This is a genomic window from Streptomyces sp. NPDC096013 (assembly GCF_044763565.1).
Classification (GTDB): Bacteria; Actinomycetota; Actinomycetes; order Streptomycetales; family Streptomycetaceae; genus Streptomyces.
Genome location: NZ_JBIWGK010000001.1, coordinates 1422466 through 1442439 on the forward strand (window position 1 = coordinate 1422466; position 19974 = coordinate 1442439).

Sequence of the window (19974 nt, forward strand, 5' to 3'; positions counted from 1 at the left end):
GCTCAGTCCGTGAATCCGTGGTGCGCGATCTCCAGGACCTCCGTGGCGACCGCCGGTCCCGACGGGTCGAGCGAGGGCCCCTGCCAGCTCACCGGCAGCACGTCGATCAGCCCCCAGTGCGCGACCTCGGAACCGTCCGCGCGCAGTGCCGCGATCTGCCCGGTGGGCCGTCTGATCCCGGTCTGCACGGAGGAGATCCACTTGGCGACCTTCGCGGTGTCCGGGGTGAGCGGGCGGGTCAGCCGGATGGTGGAGAAGGTGACACGGGTGGGGAGTTGCCAGACGAAACCGTTGTTGCCGCCCTCCTGCCGGTGCTCGACCTCCACCGTCGACGACAGCCCGTCGCACCCGTTGAAGTAGCCGAGGCTCTCGCCGTCGATGCTGAGGGTGAACCAGATGGTGGAGCCCGGGTCGAGGCGGGACATCGGGGGTGGGCCTTTCTCTCGTTGCGCGGCGGGACGGAGGGGATGCGGTGGGTCCGGTCAGTGGCGGGGGTCGCGGAGCTTGCCGATCCGTTCGCGGTCCAGGCGCAGTTCCGTGCGGATCAGGCGGGTGATACGGCCGATGATCCGGTGCACGAGTTCGTCGAGCTGGAAGTCGGTGAGGTCACGGGGGTCGAACTGGCCTGCGGGGATGGCCTCGTAGGCGGGCGGGGGCGGGGAGCCGGAGGCGGAGGCGCTCGGCGGGGAGTAGGGGGGCGGGGGGTCTGGGGGTGGGGTGGAGGTGGGCGGGGTGTACGGCGGGGGTGGGGTGGACGGACGGGTGGCGGGGGCGGCGACCGTGGAGGGCGGGGAGGCGGCCGGGGATTTGGCGAGGGTGGGGTGGGGGTGGTTCAGGGGGGTGGGAGTGGAGAGGGCGGTGGAGGCGGGGGTGCGCTGGACGGTGGGGAGGGGGGTGGTGGCGGGGTAGGCGCTGCGCTGGACGGTGGGGAGGGTCAGGGGGACTGCGGGGGTGCTGGGGGTGGCGGGTGCTGCGGGGATCGCGTGCGTGCCGGGGGTGGTGTGGGCCGTGGGGCCCTGGGCGGCCGTGCGGGGATGACGTTGTACGGAGGTGAAGGGCGACCGGGTGGTGAGGGGTTGTGCTCGGGGTGGGGTGGGGCGCGGGGACATCGCGGGTGCGGTCATGGTGAGCTGCGACGCGAGGGGCGAGGGCGCGGTGGAGAGAGGCGGGGGCGTGGCTCCGCCGGGAGTCATGGCTGCCGGGGGCGTCATGAACGGGGACGCGGGCGTGGTCGGGGTGGCGGAGGTGGCCGGCGCTGTCGGCATGGCCGGGCTTGTGGTGGCTCGGGGCGCGGCTGGTGGGTGCGTGGTGGTCGGGTACGGGGCGGGTGCCTGCGCGCTCGCCGGGTGAACGGCGGTCGGGCGCACGGCGGTTGGGGAGGCCGGGGACCGCTGGACCGTCGCCAGGGGTACGGCGGGGCGGTGCTCGCCGGACGGGGGTGCGGCAGGCAGCCGCACCGTGGCTGAGGGCGCGGTGGACCGTTCCACCGGGGCCGGAGGCCCGGCGGGCGGGTGCGCGGTGGTCGGGTAGGTGGCAGGCGGTTGCGCTGCCGTCGAGGGCAGGGCTGACCGTTGCACCGCAGTTGACGACGCGGCGGCCGGGGGCGCGGCAGGCGGCTCGACAGTGGCCGGACGAGAGTGGGACCGCTCCACCGTGGCCGGGGGCACCGCAGGCAGGGGCTCGGCGGTCGATTGCACGGCCGGTGACTGGACCGTGCTCGGGCGAGCCGCCGACCGTTGCACCGAAGCCGGGGACGCGGCAGCCGGGTGCTCGGCAGCCGGACGCGCGGCCGGTGACCGGACCGTGCTCGGGCGCACGGCAGACCGTTGCACCGCAGTCGGCGACGCGGCAGGCAGGTGCGCGGCGGGCGGCTCGACAGTGGCTGGGCGCGCGGCGGACCGCTCCACCGTGACCGGGTGCTCGGTGGTCGGATGTGTGGCCGATGGCTGGACCGTGGTCGGGTGGGCGCCGGATCGTTCCGCTGTGGCCGAGGGCGCGGCGGACGAGTACGTGACAGGTACAGGTGGGTGCGCGGCGGACGGAGGAGCCGTGGACCCTTCCGCCGTGGCCGAAGACGCGGCAGTCCGGTGCTCGTCAGTCGGGTGCACGGCGGGTGGTCGCGCGGCAGACCGTTGCACCGGGGCAAGGGGTACGGCAGGCGGGTGCTCGGTGGTCGGATACGTGGCCGACGACTTGACCGTGGCCGGGGTCGCAGCGGACCGTTGCACCGTCGCCGGCGCCGGCGAGGCGGCAGGCAAGGGCTCGTCGGTCGGGTGAGCGGGCAGCGGCTGCGCGGTAGTGGGGTACTGGGCCGGCGAGTGCGGGGCTGCTGACGGCGCGGCCGGCGACTGCGGTGGTGCCGGGGAGACGCGCGGGGTCCCGGAAGACGCCGTGCGGGCCGTGCTCCGTTGGATCGTCGGCGGTGCCTGGCCTGAGACCGGGCTCGAACCCGTTTCCGTACGGTGCCCAGTACTGCCCGGCGGGACCGAGGCACCGGCGATGGGCCTCGCGTCCGCGGGCATCGCGGTGACCGGAGCCCCGAGAGGTGAACGGCGTCGGGCTGGGGGTGTCGTCGCCGGAGCCGGAGAGCCGGGAGCCTGTGGTGGCGCGGGCGGGGCGGGTGTCGACGGGCCCGCTGCCGGAGCCGGGAGCGAATCACCGTGCGGGGAGGGGGCGTTGGGCGTCCCGACCTGCGCCGAGGACACCGGCGTGGAGGTCTGGCGCGTCTCACCCGGGCGGGCGGCGAGCGGGGCGCCCAGAGGTACGCGAGGCGGGCGGCGGGCGGGGCTGCGTTGGACCTGGGGTGCGGGAGGGGGCGTAGAAGCAGGGGTTGGGCCGTTCCCGGAGTCGGCGGTGCGGTCACGGAGGGCCGGTACGGCGGGCCGCGGCTGGCCGGTGCTGCCCTCACGGGAGGTGCCGGGTGCCGTGGGCCGCGTGGGGACGGGGGTCCCGGTGGACGGTGACTCGGCCGACGACTGTGGGGAGTTCGGTCGGGAGGGCGTGGCGGTCGCCCGCTGTACGTCGGCCATCCTGTTCCCTGAGACGGGAACCTCGCCGCCACGCGTGCCAGGGCGACTCTCCGGCACCGGCGCTGGTGACTCGGCCGACGGCTGCGCGGAGTTCGGCCGGGACGGCGTGGCGGTCGCCCGCTGCACGCCGGCCGTCCTGTTGGCGGAGACGGGAACCTCGCCGCCACGCGTGCCAGGACGGCTCTCCGGCACCGGCACGCCGGGCACGGCGAGTCCATAACTACCGTGCGCCGAGGGCGACTTCGGCACGGCGTCCTGTGTCGTCGGCTGAGCCGAGGGTGACTGCGCTCGCCCCGTGTCGGTCGTCGATCGCCGTTGCACGACCGGCGCGGCACCCGGAGTCCCCGCGGAGCCGCGAGTGTCGCCCGTCGGCGGAACACCCACAGGGGCAACGGGCGTAAGCACGGCAGAAGCGCCCCCACCGGCCCCGTCCGGGCCACCTCCCCCACGGTTCCCGTCAGTTGGCGCGACCGTGGAGCCGCCACCCTCGCCGCCACCCGAACCGCGCCCCGAATCACCCTCCACCGCACCGGAGTTGGGCCGGGCGACCAGCCGCCGCTGCACTCCGAGAACACCCGGACCCGACCGAGTCAACGACCCCGACCCCGACCGAGGCGACTCCGAGGACACCGGACTCACCCGAATTCCGGAGACCGGACCCACCGCACCGGCTGCATCAGCCGCGGGACGCACCGCCCGCTGCACCACGGACCCGGAACTACCGCGCCCCGCAACCGGACTCGGCCCCGGGCCCGCACTACCGCTCGCCCGCAACGGCACAACCGGCCCCTGCTGTGGAGCCAACGCCTTTCCGACCACAGGCAGTTCACCCGTTGGTCGGCCAAGACTCGATACCGCGCGCGCCGGGGCCGCCGACGACGACACGGCCGAACCCCCGATGCCGGCACTCCGCTCCGCGTCCAGCACCGAGCGGAACCCCGCCCCCGTGAAGGACGGGTTCTGCCACGTGGGCAGCCGTCCACCGAACCCGGCATCGGCAACCCCGGTGCCCCCTGCGGCGGAGGCACGCTGAATCGGCGGCAGCCCCGGCCAGGCGGCCACCGCCACCGCGGGCCCGCTGGAACCCGTAGAACCCATAGGTCCCTGAGACTGAACCGCACCAACTCCCGTACCACGGGCGGACCCGGACCCGGACCCGGACCCGGAGCCGGACTCGGAATCGGAATCGGTGCCGATGCCGGAGTCGGCGCCCGCACCGGTGACGGCCCCATCGCCCGGCCCTTCTCCCCTCCCCCGCAACCGGTCCAAGAACCCCACGTCTCAGCCCTCCGCCCCGGCCCGTGTGACCAGGGACGCGATCTCGCCCGTGTAGCGGCGGCGGTCGTGGTGTTCGAGGTCCAGGATGTCCTCCAGGCTCCAGTGGAAGTGGTAGGCGACGTACGCGATCTCCTCGTGCAGCCGGTCGGTCGCGTACGTCACGATTCCCCCAGGCGGCTCCCGCCGAGCTCCACTTCGAAGGACTCCGCGCAGTGCGGGCACTGAACTGCCGCGCGGGTGTGGCCTTCCGCGTTGATCTGGCGGTAGAAGTCCTGGAGGAAGGCGAGGTCGGAGGCGAACATGTTCTCCACGATCCCGTCGTGGACCATGGGGACGGTGCCCAGCCGGGTGATCACCCGGCCGAGCAGTACCACCGACAGATACGCCGGGTTCTCCTGCACGCGGACGTCCCGCAGCGGCACCAACTCGTCGCGTGCGGTGGCCAGTCGCATCACGCCGTCCTGGTGGACCGTTCCGGATTCGTCGACATAGCCGCGCGGCAGCTGGAAGGGGAACTCGGTCCGCAGCGTCTGCCGTACGGCCGGAGCGGGCGCCGTGGCGGCGGCCGGAGCCGGCACCGGACCGGCCCCCGCCTCGGTCGCCGTCTCCGCGCGCGCACCCGGCGCCACCGCCGCCGCAGCCCCCGAACGGCGCATTATTCGATGACCAGTTCTTCGAACACGATGGTCACGGACTCGGTGAGGGCGGCTGCCTCGCCGGCCTTCACCGTGCTCGCGTCGATCTTGCTGCACCAGGCGTTGCGCAGGTGGTAGCGCTTCACCGGGTTGTTCTGGAAGTCCATCATGATGATCGACGCGTTCTTGCGCGCGGTGGTCATCTGACCGGAGATCGACTCGTTGATCCACTGGGTGAACGAGGCGGACTGGGTCATGCCGCGGATGACCGTGCAGGTGCCGTTCTTCTTCACGCCCGGCAGGTTCTTGACCACGTTCTGGCCGTTGGGGGTGTTCTGCTGGTACGTGATGACGTCCTGCTCGATGCTGAGGCCGCTGACCTCCGCGAGGTACTCGACCATCACGCCGTCGATCTGCAGGCCGAAATTGTGTGAGGTGAGGGCGTCACCCGGCTGGAGACTCATGAATTCGCTGTCCTTCTAAGGGTGTTGATGACGACCTGGGGAGATGACGACCGGGAGCCGCGACGGGCTCGGGCCCGTCTACTCCTCCAACTCCCCGCTGCCGCTGGAGAACTGCGCCAGCCGGAAGATCACGAACTCGGCCGGCTTGACCGGCGCGATGCCGATCTCGCAGACGACCCGGCCGACGTCGACCGACTCCGGCGGGTTGGTCTCCTCGTCGCACTTGACGTAGAACGCCTCCTCCGGCCGCTGGCCGAACAGGGCACCGCTGCGCCACTCGTTGACCAGGAAGGCCGAGATGTTGCGCCGGATGCGCGCCCACAGGGCGTGGTCGTTCGGCTCGAACACCACCCACTGGGTGCCGATCAGGATCGACTCCTCCAGGTAGTTGAAGTACCGGCGGATGTTGAGGTAGCGCCAGGCCGGGTCGGAGGACATGGTGCGGGCGCCCCAGACGCGGATGCCGCGGCCCGGGAAGGCGCGGATGCAGTTGACGCCGATCGGGTTGAGCAGGTCCTGCTCGCCGCGGGTGATCTGGTTCTCCAGGTCGACCGCGCCGCGTACGACCTCGTTGGCGGGCGCCTTGTGCACACCGCGCTCGGAGTCGTTGCGGGCCCAGACGCCGGCGATGTGGCCGCTCGGCGGGATCAGCCGGGACTGTCCGCTGGACGGGTCGAAGGTCTTGATCCACGGGTAGTACAGCGCCGCGTACTTGGAGTCGTAGCCGGCCGTCTCCTGCCGCCAGACCCGGATCTGACGGGCGTTCAGGCTGGGCGGTGGGTCGATGACGGCGACGCGGTCGCCCATCAGCTCGCAGTGTGCGATCAGGCCCAACTGGACTGCCTTGACGGCCTCCAGGTCGATCGCGCCGCGCTGGTAGGCGGCCATCAGGTCGGGCACCGCGACCATGGAGATCTCGTCGACGGCCTCCAGGCCGCCGAAGCCGGTGCGGTCGGCGGAGTCGCCGAGGTAGGTGGCCGGGCCGGGGTGTGACGCGGTGTCATCTCCCTTGCCGGGTACGGCGGGTGCGGCCTGGGCGGCGGCGGGCGCGGTGAGGGCGACCGTCTGGTTCTCCGGGCGGGCCAGCTGCGCGGCGGGCGCGGTCTCGGCCACGGCGATGAGCTTGGAGCGTTCCTTGACCTGGGTGACGACGTAGTTGCGGCCGCCCTTCTTGGCGGTCACGTCGAAGGTCTCGACGTCCTTGCCGGCGTCCTTGACGACGAGCCGGAAGCGTTCGGCGGGCCCCTCGCCCTCGGCGTCGGTCACCTCGACGCTCAGGTCTCCGGGCGCCAGGGCTGTCACGGCGAACGTGCCGAGCTGGGCCGGCTCGCCCGCGGTCAACGCGGCCGGCGGGGCCGAACCGGTCACCGCGGACGGGGACTTGGTCTCCCCGGCGGTGCCTTCGCCGGTGCCGCCGACGCGGACGACGTAGGCGGCGGAACCGCCGTTGTTGAAGAAGCCGTAGACGGAGTGCGCGAGGTAGTACCCGTCGGTGAACTCACCGAAGGCAGCGACGTACTGCGTCCAGTTGGTCACCAGGGTCGGCTCGTTCAGCGGACCGGTCGGGGCCAGACCCACGAAGGCCGCAACCGAGGTGCCCACCCCCTCGATCGGGCGCGAGCCGCTGGCCACCTCCTCGACATAGACGCCGGGCGACAGGTAGGACGGCATGCTCTGCTCTCCTCGGGGTACGAGACAGGATGCCCTCAAGCGTCACGCGCGCGACCCGGCCGCCGAAACGTCCCCGAGTGCCTGCCTTGGGGCAACTTCCTTGCCCTCAGGGGCAGTCCGGTGCTGTGACGAGGGCGGCACGCTGCGGTGGACACCGACGCCGTAGGGGCAGGGGCGGGTTTGGCGGGCGGCCCTTTTGGGCAACTCCTGTTGCCCCGGTGGCTCCTGACGCGCTCTCACCGTCTGTCGTAGCGTCGGCCCATGAGTCTGTGGACCTCCCTGGAGCCCGCGTCCGCGACCGTCGATCCCGGTGGCAGTACCCGTGTGCGGCTGCGGCTGCGCAACACCGGCGACGTCGTGGACGAGTACCGCTTCGAGCCGGTCGGGAGCATCGCGCCCTGGACCGCTGTGGAGCCGCAGACGCTGCGGCTCTATCCGGGTACCACGGGGACGGTCGACCTGACGTTCACGCCGCCGCGCACCCCGGACGCGACGGCGGGCCCGAACCCGTACGCCGTACGCATCACGCCGACCGAGCACCCGGAGGCGGTCACCGTCCCCGAGGGCAATCTGACCATCACCCCGTTCACCGAGGTGCGGGCGGAACTGGTGCCGCCGACGGTCAAGGGGCGTTTCCGGGGCCGGCCCCAGCTCGCCGTGGACAACCTCGGCAACACCAGGCTGACGGCGTCGATCAGCGGCAGTGACAACGGCGACCAGCTGTCGTACGACATCCATCCGGGCAATGTGCAGATCGAGCCGGGCCGGGCCGCGTTCGTCAAGGCGTCGCTGAAGCCGCGGAAGATCATCTGGTTCGGGCCGAAGGAGCAGCGGCCGTACACGCTCAACGTGCTGCGGTCCGGCGCCAACCCCCTTCCGGTGGAGGGGACTTACCTCCAGCGCGGGTTCCTGCCGCGCTGGCTGGCGACCTTCCTCGGTGTTCTCACCGCGCTCGCCGTCACGTTCCTCATGCTGTGGATCGCGTACAAGCCGCAGGTGCGGACCTCCGCCACCGAGCAGCTCAAGGACGCGGGCGTCAGCACGCTCGCGCCCGCTCCCTCCCCGACGGCCAGTGTGCCGCCGCCGCCCGCAGCGACGGCCCCCACTCCCCAGCCCGCGGCCGAGACCTCCACGGCCGCCGCGGCGGGCGGCGGCGGGGGCGGGGGCGGGGGCGCTTCCGCCAAGCCCAAGCCCAAACCGGCGACGGCGGCGACCGCGGTGCGGAAGCTCGCCGCGAAGGACGCGGGCCGGCACATCTGCTACCGCGCGTTCATCGCGGGCGACGGCTGGACGGACGCGGTGTGCGACGGGGCCGCGACCGGCACGGTCGACGACGCGAAGAAGATCACGGCCCTGAACATCGCGGTGTCGGGCGCCCTCGGCTCGGCCGCCAACGCCTTCATCCACAACCCCGACTCGACCGACGGCAACGGTCACTGGGAACCGCAGTGGTCGGCGATCATCGCCGACCAGAAGGACAACTATGTCGGCAGCACGAAGGACGACGCCCCGTACATGACGGGGTTCGCCATCAACATCGGCAGCGGCCAGGTCTGCGAGACGGCCCGCAACACCGGTTGGGACTGGGGCGGTCAGGGGTGTGCGGACGCTCGCCCGAAGTACATCTTCGGCGGCACGCTCGACAACTCCCGCTGGCTGGTGGCCGTCAAGTTCACGGTGTAGCGCGCCGGGGCGGCTACCAGGTGCCCTCTCCCGGCACCAGCCGCCCCGCCTTGCGGTATTCGCGGCGGGCCCCTTCGAGGAGGTCCGCCGCCCCTACCGTGTCCCCGCGCCCGGCGGCGAGGTAGGCGGCGGTGACCACGGCGCTGCGGATGGACCCCCCGGCCAGCTCGAACTCGTCGGCCAGCGGCGTGAGTTCGAGGCCGGGGGCGCTCGGCACATGGGTCAGGCCGTGCCGCCACAGGGCGAGCCGCTGGGCGGGGTCGGGGAACGGGAAGTCGACGACCAGGTCGAGGCGCCGGGTGAACGCCTCGTCGATGTTGGCGCGCAGGTTGGTGGTGAGCAGCGCGATCCCGTCGAAGGACTCCAGCCGTTGGAGCAGATAGGCACTCTCCATGTTGGCGTACCGGTCGTGGGAGTCCTTGACCTCGGACCGTTTGCCGAAGACGGCGTCGGCCTCGTCGAAGAGGAGCACGGCGTCGGTGCGGTCGGCCTCCGTGAAGATCCGTTCGAGGTTCTTCTCGGTCTCGCCGACGTACTTGTCGACGATCGACGACAGCTGAACGACATAGAGGTCCAGGCCGAGTTCGGCCGCGACGACCTCCGCCGACAGTGTCTTGCCGGTGCCGGACTCCCCCGCGAACAGACCGAGCACGCCACGCCCCCGGCCGCCACCCGCGCTGAGCCGCCAGTCGCCGAGGACGCGGTCGCGATGCCGGGCACGCAGGGCGAGTTCGTGCAGCTGGGTGAGGGAACGGTCGGGCAGGACGAGGTCCGTCCAGTCGACGGCGGGCCGGATGCGCCGGGCATGCTGTTCGAGCCCCGACGCCGACTGCTGCCGTGCGGCGAGCCGCAGATGGGCGGCGGTCAGCGGGGTCCCGTCGAACTGGGCGAGTCCCCTGGCCGCGCGGGCGGCGCGGGCGATGCGGTCGGCGCCGAGGTGGTAGGGCGCGATGGTGGCCCGTACGTCGAAGCCGCTCTGCTCGCCGACGGCGTCCGTCCAGGCCCGCACCGCCGCGGCGCGCTGCCGGGGCGCCTCCAGGATCAGCGGATCGCTCTCGCACCACTGCGGGTCGTACGGCCGCGCACCGGCGATGAGCACGGTGACGTCGACTGCGTCGGTCAACGCCCGCACCAGCGGGCCGGGTTGCTCGGCCAGCCCGCTCACGACGACCGCGCGTCCGGTGAGCCGGGCCTCCCGCAGCAGCTCGGGCACCCGCTCCACGGGCCCGGAGTACCGCACGGCGTCCACCCCCGCCGCGTGCAGCCCGGCCGCCACGCACACGAGCCCGTCGCCTTCGTGACGTTCCCTCAGATAGACGGTGCGGGGCGGTCCCTCGCCGAGCAGCGCGCCCAGCCGGTCCACGAAAGCGGCGAACTCGTCGTCTCCGCCTGCCTCTTGTCCGTCGTACGACCCGCTCGGCACCGGCAGCGGGTGGAGGTGGCCGGTGAGGGTCGCGTCCGGGGTGTCGTCGCCGAGGAGGTGGGCCACGACGCGGTCGGGCACGCGCAACGAGCGGCTGAGGAAGGGGCGTTCGGGTTCCTCCACCGTGATCAGGCCGAGCGCGGACAGCGGGGCCGTCGGCAGGAACCGGGCCCTGCCCTCGGCCTGGTGGGCCGGTACGCCGCACAGGTCCAGGGCGAGTCCGACGGTGGCCCGGCGCCGGCTGACGTCGTCGTTGAGATAGCCGTAGAGGGGCTCGAAGGTGCGGTCCAGGTCGGGAGCGAGGGCGACGAGGAGGAGGGCGGTGTCGAGGTCGGTCAGGCGGAGGGCGGCGAGCCGGTCGGCCGGGCCGCGGTCCGACTCCGGTGCGGGCAGGGACGGCCCCGGCGGGCGCAGGAGCAGGTGCCGTACCGCCTCTTCGGGCAGGTAGAGGCCGCGCATCGGGTCGCCGGCCGTGGGGTCGGTGGCCGACCGCCCGTCGACGAGCAGGGCGACGCGGTCACGGAGCCGACCGAGGCGGGCGAGGAGGGCATCGGTCGCCGGCTCGGCGGCGAGGACAGCGGTATCCCTGGCCTCGTCCGTCATCGTCATCACGGCATCCCCGGCCTGCCCGACATCGTCGGTGGTTCTCATGTCGACGCCCCCGGTGCCCTCTTGCGCCGGGCGACCTCGCGCGACTCCCGTACCGCCGCGACCTGCCGCGGGCGGTGGGCGCGTTCCTCCGGGGCCGGTTCGGTGCCGTCGAAGCCGCCGAGGCGGACGGCGGCGCCCTCGGTGACGGGCGGCCCGGCGTCGTACTCGGGGTAGGCCGGGAAGGGCGCGGTGACCACGAGGTCGAGGGACGGCTTGAGTTCGCCGCCGAGGGCGGACCAGATCTCCGCGAGGGAGCGTGACTCGGTCTGGATGCCGGCCACCGATATCGGCACGGTCAGGCCCAGCTGACCGAGGGAGCCAGGAAGTTCGGCGGGGGCGAGCAGCTCGCGCGGGATGAGGGTCGCCAACACGGCCGACAGCAGCCGGTGTTCGTCCTGCGTCCGTTTCGTCCACGCCGTCACCAGGTACGACAGCCGGAACCAGCGCGGCGGCTGGCGGCGCTTGACGACCACGTCCCGCTCGTCGCGCACGGCGAGATGCCCGCGCTGGCGCCGGTGCACGTCCTCCCGGATGTCGTACAAGTAGGTGTTGATCGTGGGGGTGTTGCGGCGGGCCGCCCAGTCGCGGGTCGGGGCGTCGAAGGAGACCTCGATGCCCGAACCGGCCAGTGCGCCACCGCCGATCAGGCCCTTGAGGACCTCGTCCACCTCGTGGATCACCGCCGAACTCCCGCCCTGCCGTGCTGTCGTGCCCCGCGGTACGCGTCGGGGCCCGGTACGTCCCTGTCGGCCGTCCCCCGATCGTGCCGTCCGAACCGCCGTTCCCCGCAAGCACCTTGGGGACGCGAAGGGGGCACGACACGCTGCCCGCGCGTTCCCTTTCGAGTGCCCGTTCGGTCAGATGTAGCCTTCCCGAAGGGCATGCGCCACGGCATGCGCCCTATTGCGCAGGTGAAGGCGTGTGGTCAGTCCGTGCATGACGTTTTTGACGGTGCGTTCGGAATAGGAGAGCTTGCTGGCTATCTCTCCTGTGTCCAGCCCCTCGGCGACCAGCCGCAGGACGTCCACCTCACGCGGCGCGAGCCCCGAGGCGTGGACTCCGGATCGGCCCGCCGCGCTGCGATGCAGTGTCCCCACCTGTTCGACGAGGCGCCCGATGAGGTCGGCGGGCAGGTCGCCGTCACCGCGGGCGGCGGCGACCACGGCCTGTACCAGGCGCGGCGCGGTCGCCTCCTCGCGCCACACGATGGCGCCGACCCCGCACTCGATCACATCGAGCAACTCGGCCTCGCGCAGCGCCCCGACGACGAGCACGGCCCGCCCGCCCTCGCTGCGCACCAGTCGGCGCAGCCGGGTGAGCGCGGCCTCGTCGAGGGTGTCGGCGATGAACAGGGCGACTCTGCCGGGCCCGGTGTCGCTCTCCTCGCGGAGGTCGATCTCCGGGTATCTGCGCAGTTGGCTGAGGGCTCCCTCGCGGGAGATCGGGTCCGGGGCGTGCACCGCCACCGGTATCCGGTCGGCGGGGTCCGCCGTACCGGGATGTACGGGCCGCGATGAGCTGAGCAACGTTCTCTCCCGAATCCACATCCAACTACGTGCCGTCCCAGTCGCGCTGGTGGCGGCCGTGTACTCCTCACCCTCACGGGGCGGACGGGGCGCGCGCAATCGTGGAGCACCACGAGCAGCACCACGAGATCGGACGTACGGGGGACCACGCGGAGTGAGCGGCGGGAACGGCGGGATCGACCGGCACGACGGGTACGACGGAGACGAGGGGGGACCACGATGACGGGGACCAGGTCGGACGCCGCCGTGTCCGCGCTGCCGCCCGAACACCGGGAGGCGGCACGGGCGTTGGCGGTGGAGGCGGCGTGGGCCAGGGCGGGTGCGGGCCGGCTCGTGCTGCTGCGCGGGGCCACCGGGACGGGCCGGACCACGGTGCTGGAGGCGGCCGTGGCGGACGCCCAGGCGCACGGCATGCGGGTGCTACGGGCGCGCTGTTCGCCGCGGGACCAGGGGGTGCCGTACGCGACGGTGCTGCAACTGATGGCTCCGGTGCCGGAGTTCGGGGACGCGGCGTTCTCGGGGAACGACCGGGCGGGTGCCGCGCTGTTCCGCCGGGTGCTGCACTCGTACGCCGACCGGGCGCCGCTGCTGATCGCGGTGGACGACGTCCATCTCGCGGACCCGGCCTCGCACCGCTGGCTGGTCGAGTCCGCCCGGAACCTCGACCGATTACGGATTCTGCTGGTCGCCACGGAGCGCAGCCAGTACGACGTCGATCCCCCGGCCCCGGGCCTGACCCACACCCTGTCGCCCGCCCTCGTCCGCACCCTCACCCTGGCCCCGCTGACCGCGGACTCGGCCGCCGAGCTGGTGAGTTCGGCGCACGCGGACGCCTCCGCCTCCTGGATCGAGGACTGCGTACGGGCGGGCGCGGGAAATCCGCTGTTGCTGCGGGCCCTGCTCGACGACCTCGGTGCCGGCCGGCATCCGACCGTGCCGACGACGTCGGCCGCGCTGTACCCGGGCGCGTATCCGGCCGCCGTGTCCTGGTGGTTGGAGAGCGCGGGCCCTGGCACGGGTGAGGTCGCGCGGGCCCTGGCCGCGCTGGACGAGGGCTGGGACGGGGACGCTCCGGGGGAGCTGCCGAACGGGGCCACCGGTCCCGACGTGGTCTGCCCTTCCGACGAACTGACATCGCTGATCGCCGAGTTGACGGGTGCCGACCCGGCGCGGGTGGCCGGCTGGGTCACCGCGATGACCGGGCTCGGGGTGCTGCGCCCCGACCTCGACGGACGTCCGCGCTATGCGCACCCCCTCCTGCGCGACGCGGTCCTCACCGGGGTACCCGCGGCCAGGCGGCGGGCCGCGCACGCCGCGGCGGCCGAGACGATGCACCGGCACGGCGTCTCACCCGACACGGTCGCCCGGCAGTTACTGCTGTCCGACCCGGTGGGCGCGCCCTGGACGTCGGCCGCGCTCCAGGAGGCCGCCTCGCTCGCGCTGCGCGAGGGCCGCACGGACGACGCCGCCGCCTTCCTCCGCCGCACCCTGCGCGAGCCGCTGCCGGACGCCCACAGACAGCGCCTGCTGACCGAACTGGGCTCCCTGGAGTACAGGGCGAACGCGACCTCGGCCGGCATCCCCCGTCTGAGCGAGGCGTTACGGCTGCCCGGGGCGCCGCAGGACACGGTGCGCGCGGCCGTCGCACTCGGTACGGCGCTGGCCGGCCGGGGCAGGACCGTGGCCGCCGTCGACTTACTGCGCACGGTGGAGGACGAGTTGACGGACCGTCCGCAGCTGATCCGTACGCTCCAGACCGCCTCGGTGCTGCTGTCCGAGCAGGACCCGTCGGTGCGCAAAGAGGTGTACCAGTGGCTGTACGACGCCGCCGAGCACGCGCCGGAACTGATCGGTACGGCCGGTCACGCGCTGGTCGTACGGCACGAGGCCACGGCCGGGCTGATCTCGGCGGCGGAGGCGATGAGAAGGCTGCGGGCGCTGCTCGCCCAGCCCGCCGACCCGCAGACCGAGCCGTTCCTGATCGGTACGGCCGCCGCCGTCGCCCAGTGGGCCGACGAACTCCCCGAAGCGGAACGGCTGGTGGAGTCCGGCCTGGTGGGTCAGCGGCCCGACCTGCTGCACCCGATGCACGAGGCCCTGGCCAACGTACGGGCCGACATCCTGGCCGCCCGTGGCGAGCACGCGCGGCTGCTGGCGGAGCCGTGGGCGCGGGACCCGGCGCGCACCGCGCCCTCCAACCGCCAGGCCCACGTGCTGCTTTCACTGGTGGCGACCGGCGAGGAGGCACGCGCCGTACGGCTCGCGGACGGTCTCGATCTGCGGTCGGCGCCCGATTCCTGGGAGTTGAACCGTTTTCTCTACGCGCGGGGTGTGGCGCGCGCCGCCGTCGGCGACACCGCGGGCGCGCTGCACGACTTCCTGGAGTGCGGGCGCCGTCAGTCGGCCCGTGAGGTGGTCAGCCCGATCGTCACCCCGTGGCGCACGGCCGCCGCCGAATGCCGTATCGCCCTGGGACGCCCCCAGGAGGCCATCGCCCTGGTGGAGGAGGAGCTGCGGCTGGCCCGGGTGTGGAACACGCCCCGCACGGTGGGCCGTTCGCTGCGTGTCCTGGCCGAGGCGACCGGCGGCAGGCGCGGTCTGGAGCTGGCGGAAGAGGCCGTAGGGCTGCTGCGGGACGGGCCGCAGGGGACGGAGGCCGAGTTGGTGTCGGCGCTGATCGCGCAGGGGCGGGGGCTGACCGCGGTCGGGGACCGGGGGCGGGCGAGGGCCTGTCTGCGGGAGGCGGCCGAGCGGGCCGAGCGGCTGGGGGCGGCGCGCCATTGGGCCCTGGCCGAGGAGGCGTTGGGTGAGAGCGGAGCCCGGCGCACAGCCTCGGCGCGGACCGGGTCGCGGTCTCTCACGAGCAGTGAGCGGCGGATCGCGGAGCTGGCCGCCGACGGGCGGACGAACACCGAGATAGCGGATCTGCTGCATCTGGCGCGCCGTACGGTGGAGACCCATCTCACCAGTTCCTACCGGAAGTTGGGCATCCACCGGCGGGGCGAGCTGTCCGGGGTGCTGGGGCGCGCGGGCGGGAAGTGACGGGCGCGCGGTGGGTGTTGGCCGTGTCCGGCGTACACCGTCGGCCGCCTCCCACGTCGTGTGCGTGGCAGGCGGCCGTGGGCTGCTTCCCGCGCTGGCCGGCGGTCGGCTACTTCTTGCGCGTACTGGCGGTCGGCTTGGGCTCGGTGCCCTCAGCGCGAACAGTGCTGTGGCCCTTCTTGAGGACGTGGCGGGGCACGACGTCCTGAGGGAAGGTGAGTTGCTGGTTCATCCATGTGAGGGTGGCGGGCATCTCCCGTACCCAGGTGGGGAAGTTGTGGCTGCCGGACTCGGGCAGGATCGACGCGACGCGCATGGGGGCCTTGACGGCCTTGATGAAGGCGACGGTCTGCGGGTAGCCGCGCTCGCCGTGCTTGCTGTCGGCGACCAGGACGGAGACCTGGGGCACGGGCAGGTGCTTCAGCCGCCACATCAGGTCGTGCCCGTTGACCCGGTTCACCCGGCCGAGTCCGCTGCCGAAGAGGTTGCCGGTGGTGGGGTCGTCCTTGATCCGGTAGTCGGGCGAGAGCGCCCCGGCCGTCGTGTACACGTGCGGGTTGCGCATCGTGAGCTGGAGGGCGCAGGTACCGCCGGAGGAGTAGCCCATGACGCCCCAGGCGCTGGCGTCGTGGCCCACGCGGTAGACGGACTTGAGGGCCTGCGGGAGATCCTTGGCGAGGAAGGTCTCGGTCTGCGGTCCGCCGGGGACGTTCACGCACTCGGTGTCGCGGGGCGGGGCGATCGTCGGCCGGATCATCACCATGATGGTCGGCTGCATCTGCCCGCTCTTCTGCAACTGCCCGGCGGTCTGCGACACCCGCAGGTACTGCGCGAGGTTGAAGATGCTGCCCGGGTAGCCGCTGAGCGCGACGATGACGGGGAAGCGCTGGCGGGCGTAGGCCTTCTGGAAGTACTGGGGCGGGAGGTAGACGAACGCCGGGTCGACCACGCCCGTGCGACGCCCTATGACCTTGACGGACTCGACCTTGCCGTTCACCGCGGGATTGCCGCTCGGCAGTCCGCTGACCCGGCTCAGCTGCTCGTCACCGGCGGGCTGCACCAGGGCACCCTTCACGGCGACGGCGGCGGTGCCGGCGCTGTTGTGGCCGGCGGCCTGGGTCACACCGACGGGGGCGGTGTCGACGTTGCCGAACAGCTCGCCCCACGATCCGAAGAACTGGTACGAGGAGTTCAGCCAGCACGCGAACGCCGCGATGATGGTGACCTGAGTCACCCCAATGGCTGCCAGCCGCCCGAGCACATGCCGCACGCCCGGACTGGCGAGCCGCGGCCACACCCAGACCAGCAGCACCACGCAGACGGCAGCCACGGCCGCCACCACATAAACGGTAGTCTCGCTGGTCAAACCCATGCCACTCAGTCCCCGGTTTCCTTGCCTGTGCTGTTTCCTTCACACAGAAGGAGGGTTACGGACCCTTCTGCGTTCCTCAACGAGCACGAATAGGACAAAGAAGCGGGTCCGCGCGGGTTTCCACGGACGGCCTCATCCGAGGTTTACGGCTGCCCGCCCGCTGTCGGCCGGGGCGTCCGTCGCTCATGCGCGAGGTCGCGCCGTGCCCCGCCGTCCGGTCCGACCCGGTAGGTTTCGCAGCGGCCCGAAGGAGTCGACTCCGGGGAGGGGAACGGCATGGCGGCGGACGATTCCGCCCTGCGGTCCGGCACGGCGTACGCCAACTCGGCGGACGGGCAGGGCAGATCGGCCGGAAACGGCCGCCTCGCGGACCGGCTGGCGTCCGCGCGGTTGCAGTACTTCGTCGGCAGGCACGAGGAACTCGCGCTGTTCCGGAGGGCGTTGGCCGGTGAACCCGGCGCCCCGATGGTCATCGTGCTGCACGGCCCGGGCGGCATGGGCAAGAGCGCCCTGCTGGAACGCTTCGGAGCGGAGGCGCGTGCGGCGGGCCGTCCCGTCGTCGGCGTCGACGCCCGTACGGTCGCGCTCTCGCGGTCGGCCTTCGAGGCGGCGACCGCCGAGGTCTTCGTCCGTGACAACGCTGTCCTGCTCGTCGACGACTTCGAGCGCTACCGGGACATGGAGGAGTGGATACGTGACCGCTTCCTGCCCCGGTTACCGGCGGGCGCGCTGGTCGTCGTCGCCGGACGGCACCCACCGGACCCGCTCTGGAAGGCGGACCTGGCGTGGAGCGAGGTCCTCCAGGTCGTACCGCTGAGGGAGTTGGGGCCCGCCGACTCGGCGGCGCTGCTCACCGCGCAGGGCGCGGACCCGGCACTGCACGCGGCCCTGCTCCGGTTCGCAGCGGGCCATCCCCTCGCCCTGCGCCTGGTCGCGGAGGCCGCGACCCACGACAACACCGCGACGGACGAGGTCTTCTGGGCGCCGCTGCGCACGGTCGTCGACCGCCTGCTGACCCATATGGTCGGCCGACCGCCCACGCCCGCCCACCGCCGGGCCCTGGAGGTGTCCGGCCATGTCGCCGACACCACCGAGGAGTTGCTGCGCGTGGCCCTCCCCGACGAGGACGCCACCGAACTCTTCGCCTGGCTGCGGCAGTTGTCGTGCATGAGGTCGGGCCCCTTCGGGGTCTGCCCCTACGACGTCGTCCGTGATGCCCTCGACAGCGATTTCCGCTGGCGCGACCCGGAACGCTACAAGGCCATGCACCGCACGATCCGCCGCCACCTCGTGGAGCGGGTGCGCAACGCGCCGGAGAAGGAAGCCCTGCGCGCGGCGCGGGAGTTCAACCACATCGTGTCCAGGGCCCAGTGGCTGAGGGAGTTCCAGGGCGCCCGGGACGAACCCGCCGTCCACGAACAGCCGCTGCGCCCCCAGGACGCCCCCGCCCTCGTCGAACTGACCCGGCGCGTGGAGGGCGAGCACAACGCCCGTACGGTCTCCTACTGGTTGGGACGCCAGCCCGAGGCGTTCCATGTCCACCGGCGCTGCGACACCGGCGAACTCTCCGGTTTCATGGCCTGGTTGAGGATCGACGGCCTCGACGAGGAGACCCGGGCGGCCGACCCCGTGGTGGCGGAGGCGTGGGAGCTGGTCTCCGCGATGACTCCCCCGCGCCAGGGCGAACACCTCGGTGTGGCGCGGTTCATGGTGCACGCGGAGCACCATCACCGCCCCTCGCGGTCGTGGGACGCGGTGCGCACCCGGATCGTCTTCGAGGTGCTGCGCGCCAAGCACTGCGCCTGGTCCTGCTTCGTCAGCGCCGAACCCACGTTCTGGGCGCCGCTGTTGACGTACCTGGGCATGTTCCAGCCGCCCCGCCGGGCCGTGCACGCCGATCGCGGGTACGGCCTGTTCTGTCACGACTGGCGGGCGTCGCGGGTGGACGAGTGGGCCGACGGCATCGACGCGCGTCTGCTCGGCGGGGCACCGGCGGTGGCGACGGGGAAGCCCGCAACCCGGCTGACACCGCTGAGCCGGGAGGAGTCGGACGCCGCCGTCCGGGAGGCGCTGCGCGGCTGGCTCGACCCCGGCGGGCTCACCGACAACACGCTGCTGCGCGGCCGGCTGGTGGAGGAACTCAGCGAGGGAGACCCGGTGGCCGCCCTGCGCGAGCTGATCGGCAAGGCCGTGGATCGGCTCGACTCCCATCCCCGTACCCGGCATCTGCACGACGTGCTGACGCTGACGTACCACTCGACGTCCACGCAGGACGCGGTGGCGCGGAAGCTCAACCTGGCGTTCAGCACCTACCGCAGGCATCTGGCGCGGGCGCTGGACGAGGTGCGGGAGACAGTGTGGGAGTGGGAGGTGCACGGCCGGATCAGGACGGAGCATGAGCCGAACCGTCAGCCTTCATAGACGAGTTGGGCGCGTTGGGCGCGTTGGGCGCACGGCTGTGGTCCCTTCGGGATCACACGGCAGTGGTCTCCTCGGGATCACACGGCAGTGGCCCCTTCGGGATCGCCTGGAACAGCTCGGATCGATCGGGAGCCACTGCCGTCGCCGCCTGCCGGACCTGCTTACTCGGCGGGCTTGTAGAACGCGTACGTGGCCGTGTACCGCACGCTGACCTGGTCCGAACTGGTGCCGGTGCAGGCGGTGGTGGGCGCGACGCCGCCGCTCGTGTCGAGGCGCTGGACGTAGGAGACGCCGGCGAAGGTGCCGGTGCCGCGGGTGGCGGTGGCCTTCAGGAGCAGCTCGGGGATGGTGCCCGTCTTGGGCGAGTTGGCGATCGCGGAGCCGTTGACCGCGCTGCCGTCCACGGTGGACACCCAGACCGGGCCGCGGGAGTGCAGGGCGACGGGACGCTTGGTGCGGTCGTGCTTGGCCCACAGGGTGGCGGCCGGCTCCAGCAGCGTCCAGGCGCTGTTGACGCAGGTGTAGGTCTGGACGCCGGCGGCGGAGAAGACGCCGGTGAGCCGGTTGCCGTCGGGGACCTTCAGCGCGTCGGGCACGGTGACGCCGAGGCGGAGGGGCGGCTGCGGGGTGGCGGCCTGGCCGACGGTCGCGCTCACGAGCGTGCCGGCGGTCACGGCGGTGAGGGCCGCGGTGGTGAGGACGAGACGTTTGGCGATCTTCATCGGTGTGTCTCCAGAGCAATGTCCGAACAGGGTTGCGGGGAACCGGACTTCAAGGCG

14 protein-coding genes are annotated in these 19974 nt (G+C 72.7%); 3 read left to right on the forward strand and 11 right to left on the reverse strand.

The features are described 5' to 3' along the window. Positions 1-2: 2 nt before the first annotated feature. The 6 genes from ACIRB1_RS06140 to ACIRB1_RS06165 form a co-directional block, all read right to left on the reverse strand. Positions 3-425 (reverse strand): phage tail protein, encoded by a 423-nt coding sequence (locus ACIRB1_RS06140; protein ID WP_266773623.1) that lies wholly within the window; start codon positions 423-425, stop codon positions 3-5. A gap of 57 nt (positions 426-482) precedes the next feature. Continuing rightward, complete coding sequence (locus ACIRB1_RS06145; RefSeq protein ID WP_403464716.1) at positions 483-1265, reverse strand: hypothetical protein; 783 nt, start codon at positions 1263-1265, stop codon at positions 483-485. 3045 nt (positions 1266-4310) lie between these two features. After that, positions 4311-4469 (reverse strand): DUF6760 family protein, encoded by a 159-nt coding sequence (locus ACIRB1_RS06150; RefSeq protein ID WP_200716683.1) that lies wholly within the window; start codon positions 4467-4469, stop codon positions 4311-4313. Further along, positions 4466-4963 carry a hypothetical protein gene (locus ACIRB1_RS06155; protein ID WP_403464717.1) on the reverse strand — a complete coding sequence of 166 codons (498 nt, stop codon included), beginning with the start codon at positions 4961-4963 and terminating at the stop codon, positions 4466-4468. The genes ACIRB1_RS06150 and ACIRB1_RS06155 overlap by 4 nt, the downstream gene beginning before the upstream one ends. Further along, positions 4963-5406 carry a phage tail protein gene (locus ACIRB1_RS06160; protein ID WP_019063375.1) on the reverse strand — a complete coding sequence of 148 codons (444 nt, stop codon included), beginning with the start codon at positions 5404-5406 and terminating at the stop codon, positions 4963-4965. Before ACIRB1_RS06160 ends, ACIRB1_RS06155 begins: the two co-directional genes overlap by 1 nt. Before the next feature lie 78 nt (positions 5407-5484). Next, complete coding sequence (locus ACIRB1_RS06165) at positions 5485-7077, reverse strand: phage tail sheath subtilisin-like domain-containing protein (protein WP_352177881.1); 1593 nt, start codon at positions 7075-7077, stop codon at positions 5485-5487. 261 nt (positions 7078-7338) lie between these two features. On the opposite strand from ACIRB1_RS06165, the gene ACIRB1_RS06170 reads away from it, so the two are divergent. Further along, positions 7339-8760, forward strand: a complete 1422-nt coding sequence (locus tag ACIRB1_RS06170) for a hydrolase (protein ID WP_403464718.1) — start codon at positions 7339-7341, stop codon at positions 8758-8760. Positions 8761-8773: 13 nt separating this feature from the next. Here the strand turns inward: ACIRB1_RS06170 and ACIRB1_RS06175 are convergent, their stop codons facing one another. From ACIRB1_RS06175 to ACIRB1_RS06185, 3 genes are all read right to left on the reverse strand, one after another. Next, positions 8774-10792, reverse strand: a complete 2019-nt coding sequence (locus ACIRB1_RS06175; protein WP_403464913.1) for an ATP-binding protein — start codon at positions 10790-10792, stop codon at positions 8774-8776. Positions 10793-10830: 38 nt separating this feature from the next. After that, on the reverse strand, positions 10831-11514 hold the full coding sequence (locus tag ACIRB1_RS06180; protein ID WP_352177883.1) for a DUF4255 domain-containing protein: 684 nt from the start codon (positions 11512-11514) through the stop codon (positions 10831-10833). Between the two features lie 177 nt (positions 11515-11691). Beyond that, entirely contained in the window at positions 11692-12360 is a 669-nt protein-coding gene (locus ACIRB1_RS06185; protein ID WP_352177884.1) for a LuxR C-terminal-related transcriptional regulator, read from the reverse strand. 219 nt (positions 12361-12579) lie between these two features. On the opposite strand from ACIRB1_RS06185, the gene ACIRB1_RS06190 reads away from it, so the two are divergent. Beyond that, a complete protein-coding gene (locus ACIRB1_RS06190) occupies positions 12580-15402 on the forward strand; it encodes a LuxR C-terminal-related transcriptional regulator (protein ID WP_403464719.1) in 2823 nt (940 codons plus the stop codon). Between the two features lie 109 nt (positions 15403-15511). Here the strand turns inward: ACIRB1_RS06190 and ACIRB1_RS06195 are convergent, their stop codons facing one another. Continuing rightward, a complete protein-coding gene (locus ACIRB1_RS06195) occupies positions 15512-16774 on the reverse strand; it encodes an alpha/beta hydrolase-fold protein (RefSeq protein ID WP_352177886.1) in 1263 nt (420 codons plus the stop codon). A 276-nt stretch (positions 16775-17050) separates the two neighbouring features. Between ACIRB1_RS06195 and ACIRB1_RS06200 the strand changes: the two genes are divergently transcribed. Next, positions 17051-19195: an ATP-binding protein gene (locus ACIRB1_RS06200; protein WP_352177887.1), complete on the forward strand. Its 2145-nt coding sequence runs from the start codon at positions 17051-17053 to the stop codon at positions 19193-19195. A gap of 161 nt (positions 19196-19356) precedes the next feature. Here ACIRB1_RS06200 and ACIRB1_RS06205 read toward each other — a convergent pair whose 3' ends face one another. Further along, on the reverse strand, positions 19357-19917 hold the full coding sequence (locus tag ACIRB1_RS06205) for a DUF3455 domain-containing protein (protein ID WP_352177888.1): 561 nt from the start codon (positions 19915-19917) through the stop codon (positions 19357-19359). Positions 19918-19974 lie beyond the last annotated feature (57 nt).

Bases quoted from the DNA above. Each gene is read 5' to 3' on its own strand.
- ACIRB1_RS06200 (WP_352177887.1), top strand. From the start codon at position 17,051: ATGGCGGCGGACGATTCCGCCCTGCGGTCCGGCACGGCGTACGCCAAC.
- ACIRB1_RS06160 (WP_019063375.1), bottom strand. From the start codon at position 5,406: ATGAGTCTCCAGCCGGGTGACGCCCTCACCTCACACAATTTCGGCCTG.
- ACIRB1_RS06155 (WP_403464717.1), bottom strand. From the start codon at position 4,963: ATGCGCCGTTCGGGGGCTGCGGCGGCGGTGGCGCCGGGTGCGCGCGCG.
- ACIRB1_RS06145 (WP_403464716.1), bottom strand. From the start codon at position 1,265: ATGCCGACAGCGCCGGCCACCTCCGCCACCCCGACCACGCCCGCGTCC.
- ACIRB1_RS06205 (WP_352177888.1), bottom strand. From the start codon at position 19,917: ATGAAGATCGCCAAACGTCTCGTCCTCACCACCGCGGCCCTCACCGCC.
- ACIRB1_RS06165 (WP_352177881.1), bottom strand. From the start codon at position 7,077: ATGCCGTCCTACCTGTCGCCCGGCGTCTATGTCGAGGAGGTGGCCAGC.
- ACIRB1_RS06140 (WP_266773623.1), bottom strand. From the start codon at position 425: ATGTCCCGCCTCGACCCGGGCTCCACCATCTGGTTCACCCTCAGCATC.
- ACIRB1_RS06175 (WP_403464913.1), bottom strand. From the start codon at position 10,792: ATGACGATGACGGACGAGGCCAGGGATACCGCTGTCCTCGCCGCCGAG.
- ACIRB1_RS06190 (WP_403464719.1), top strand. From the start codon at position 12,580: ATGACGGGGACCAGGTCGGACGCCGCCGTGTCCGCGCTGCCGCCCGAA.
- ACIRB1_RS06195 (WP_352177886.1), bottom strand. From the start codon at position 16,774: ATGGGTTTGACCAGCGAGACTACCGTTTATGTGGTGGCGGCCGTGGCT.
- ACIRB1_RS06170 (WP_403464718.1), top strand. From the start codon at position 7,339: ATGAGTCTGTGGACCTCCCTGGAGCCCGCGTCCGCGACCGTCGATCCC.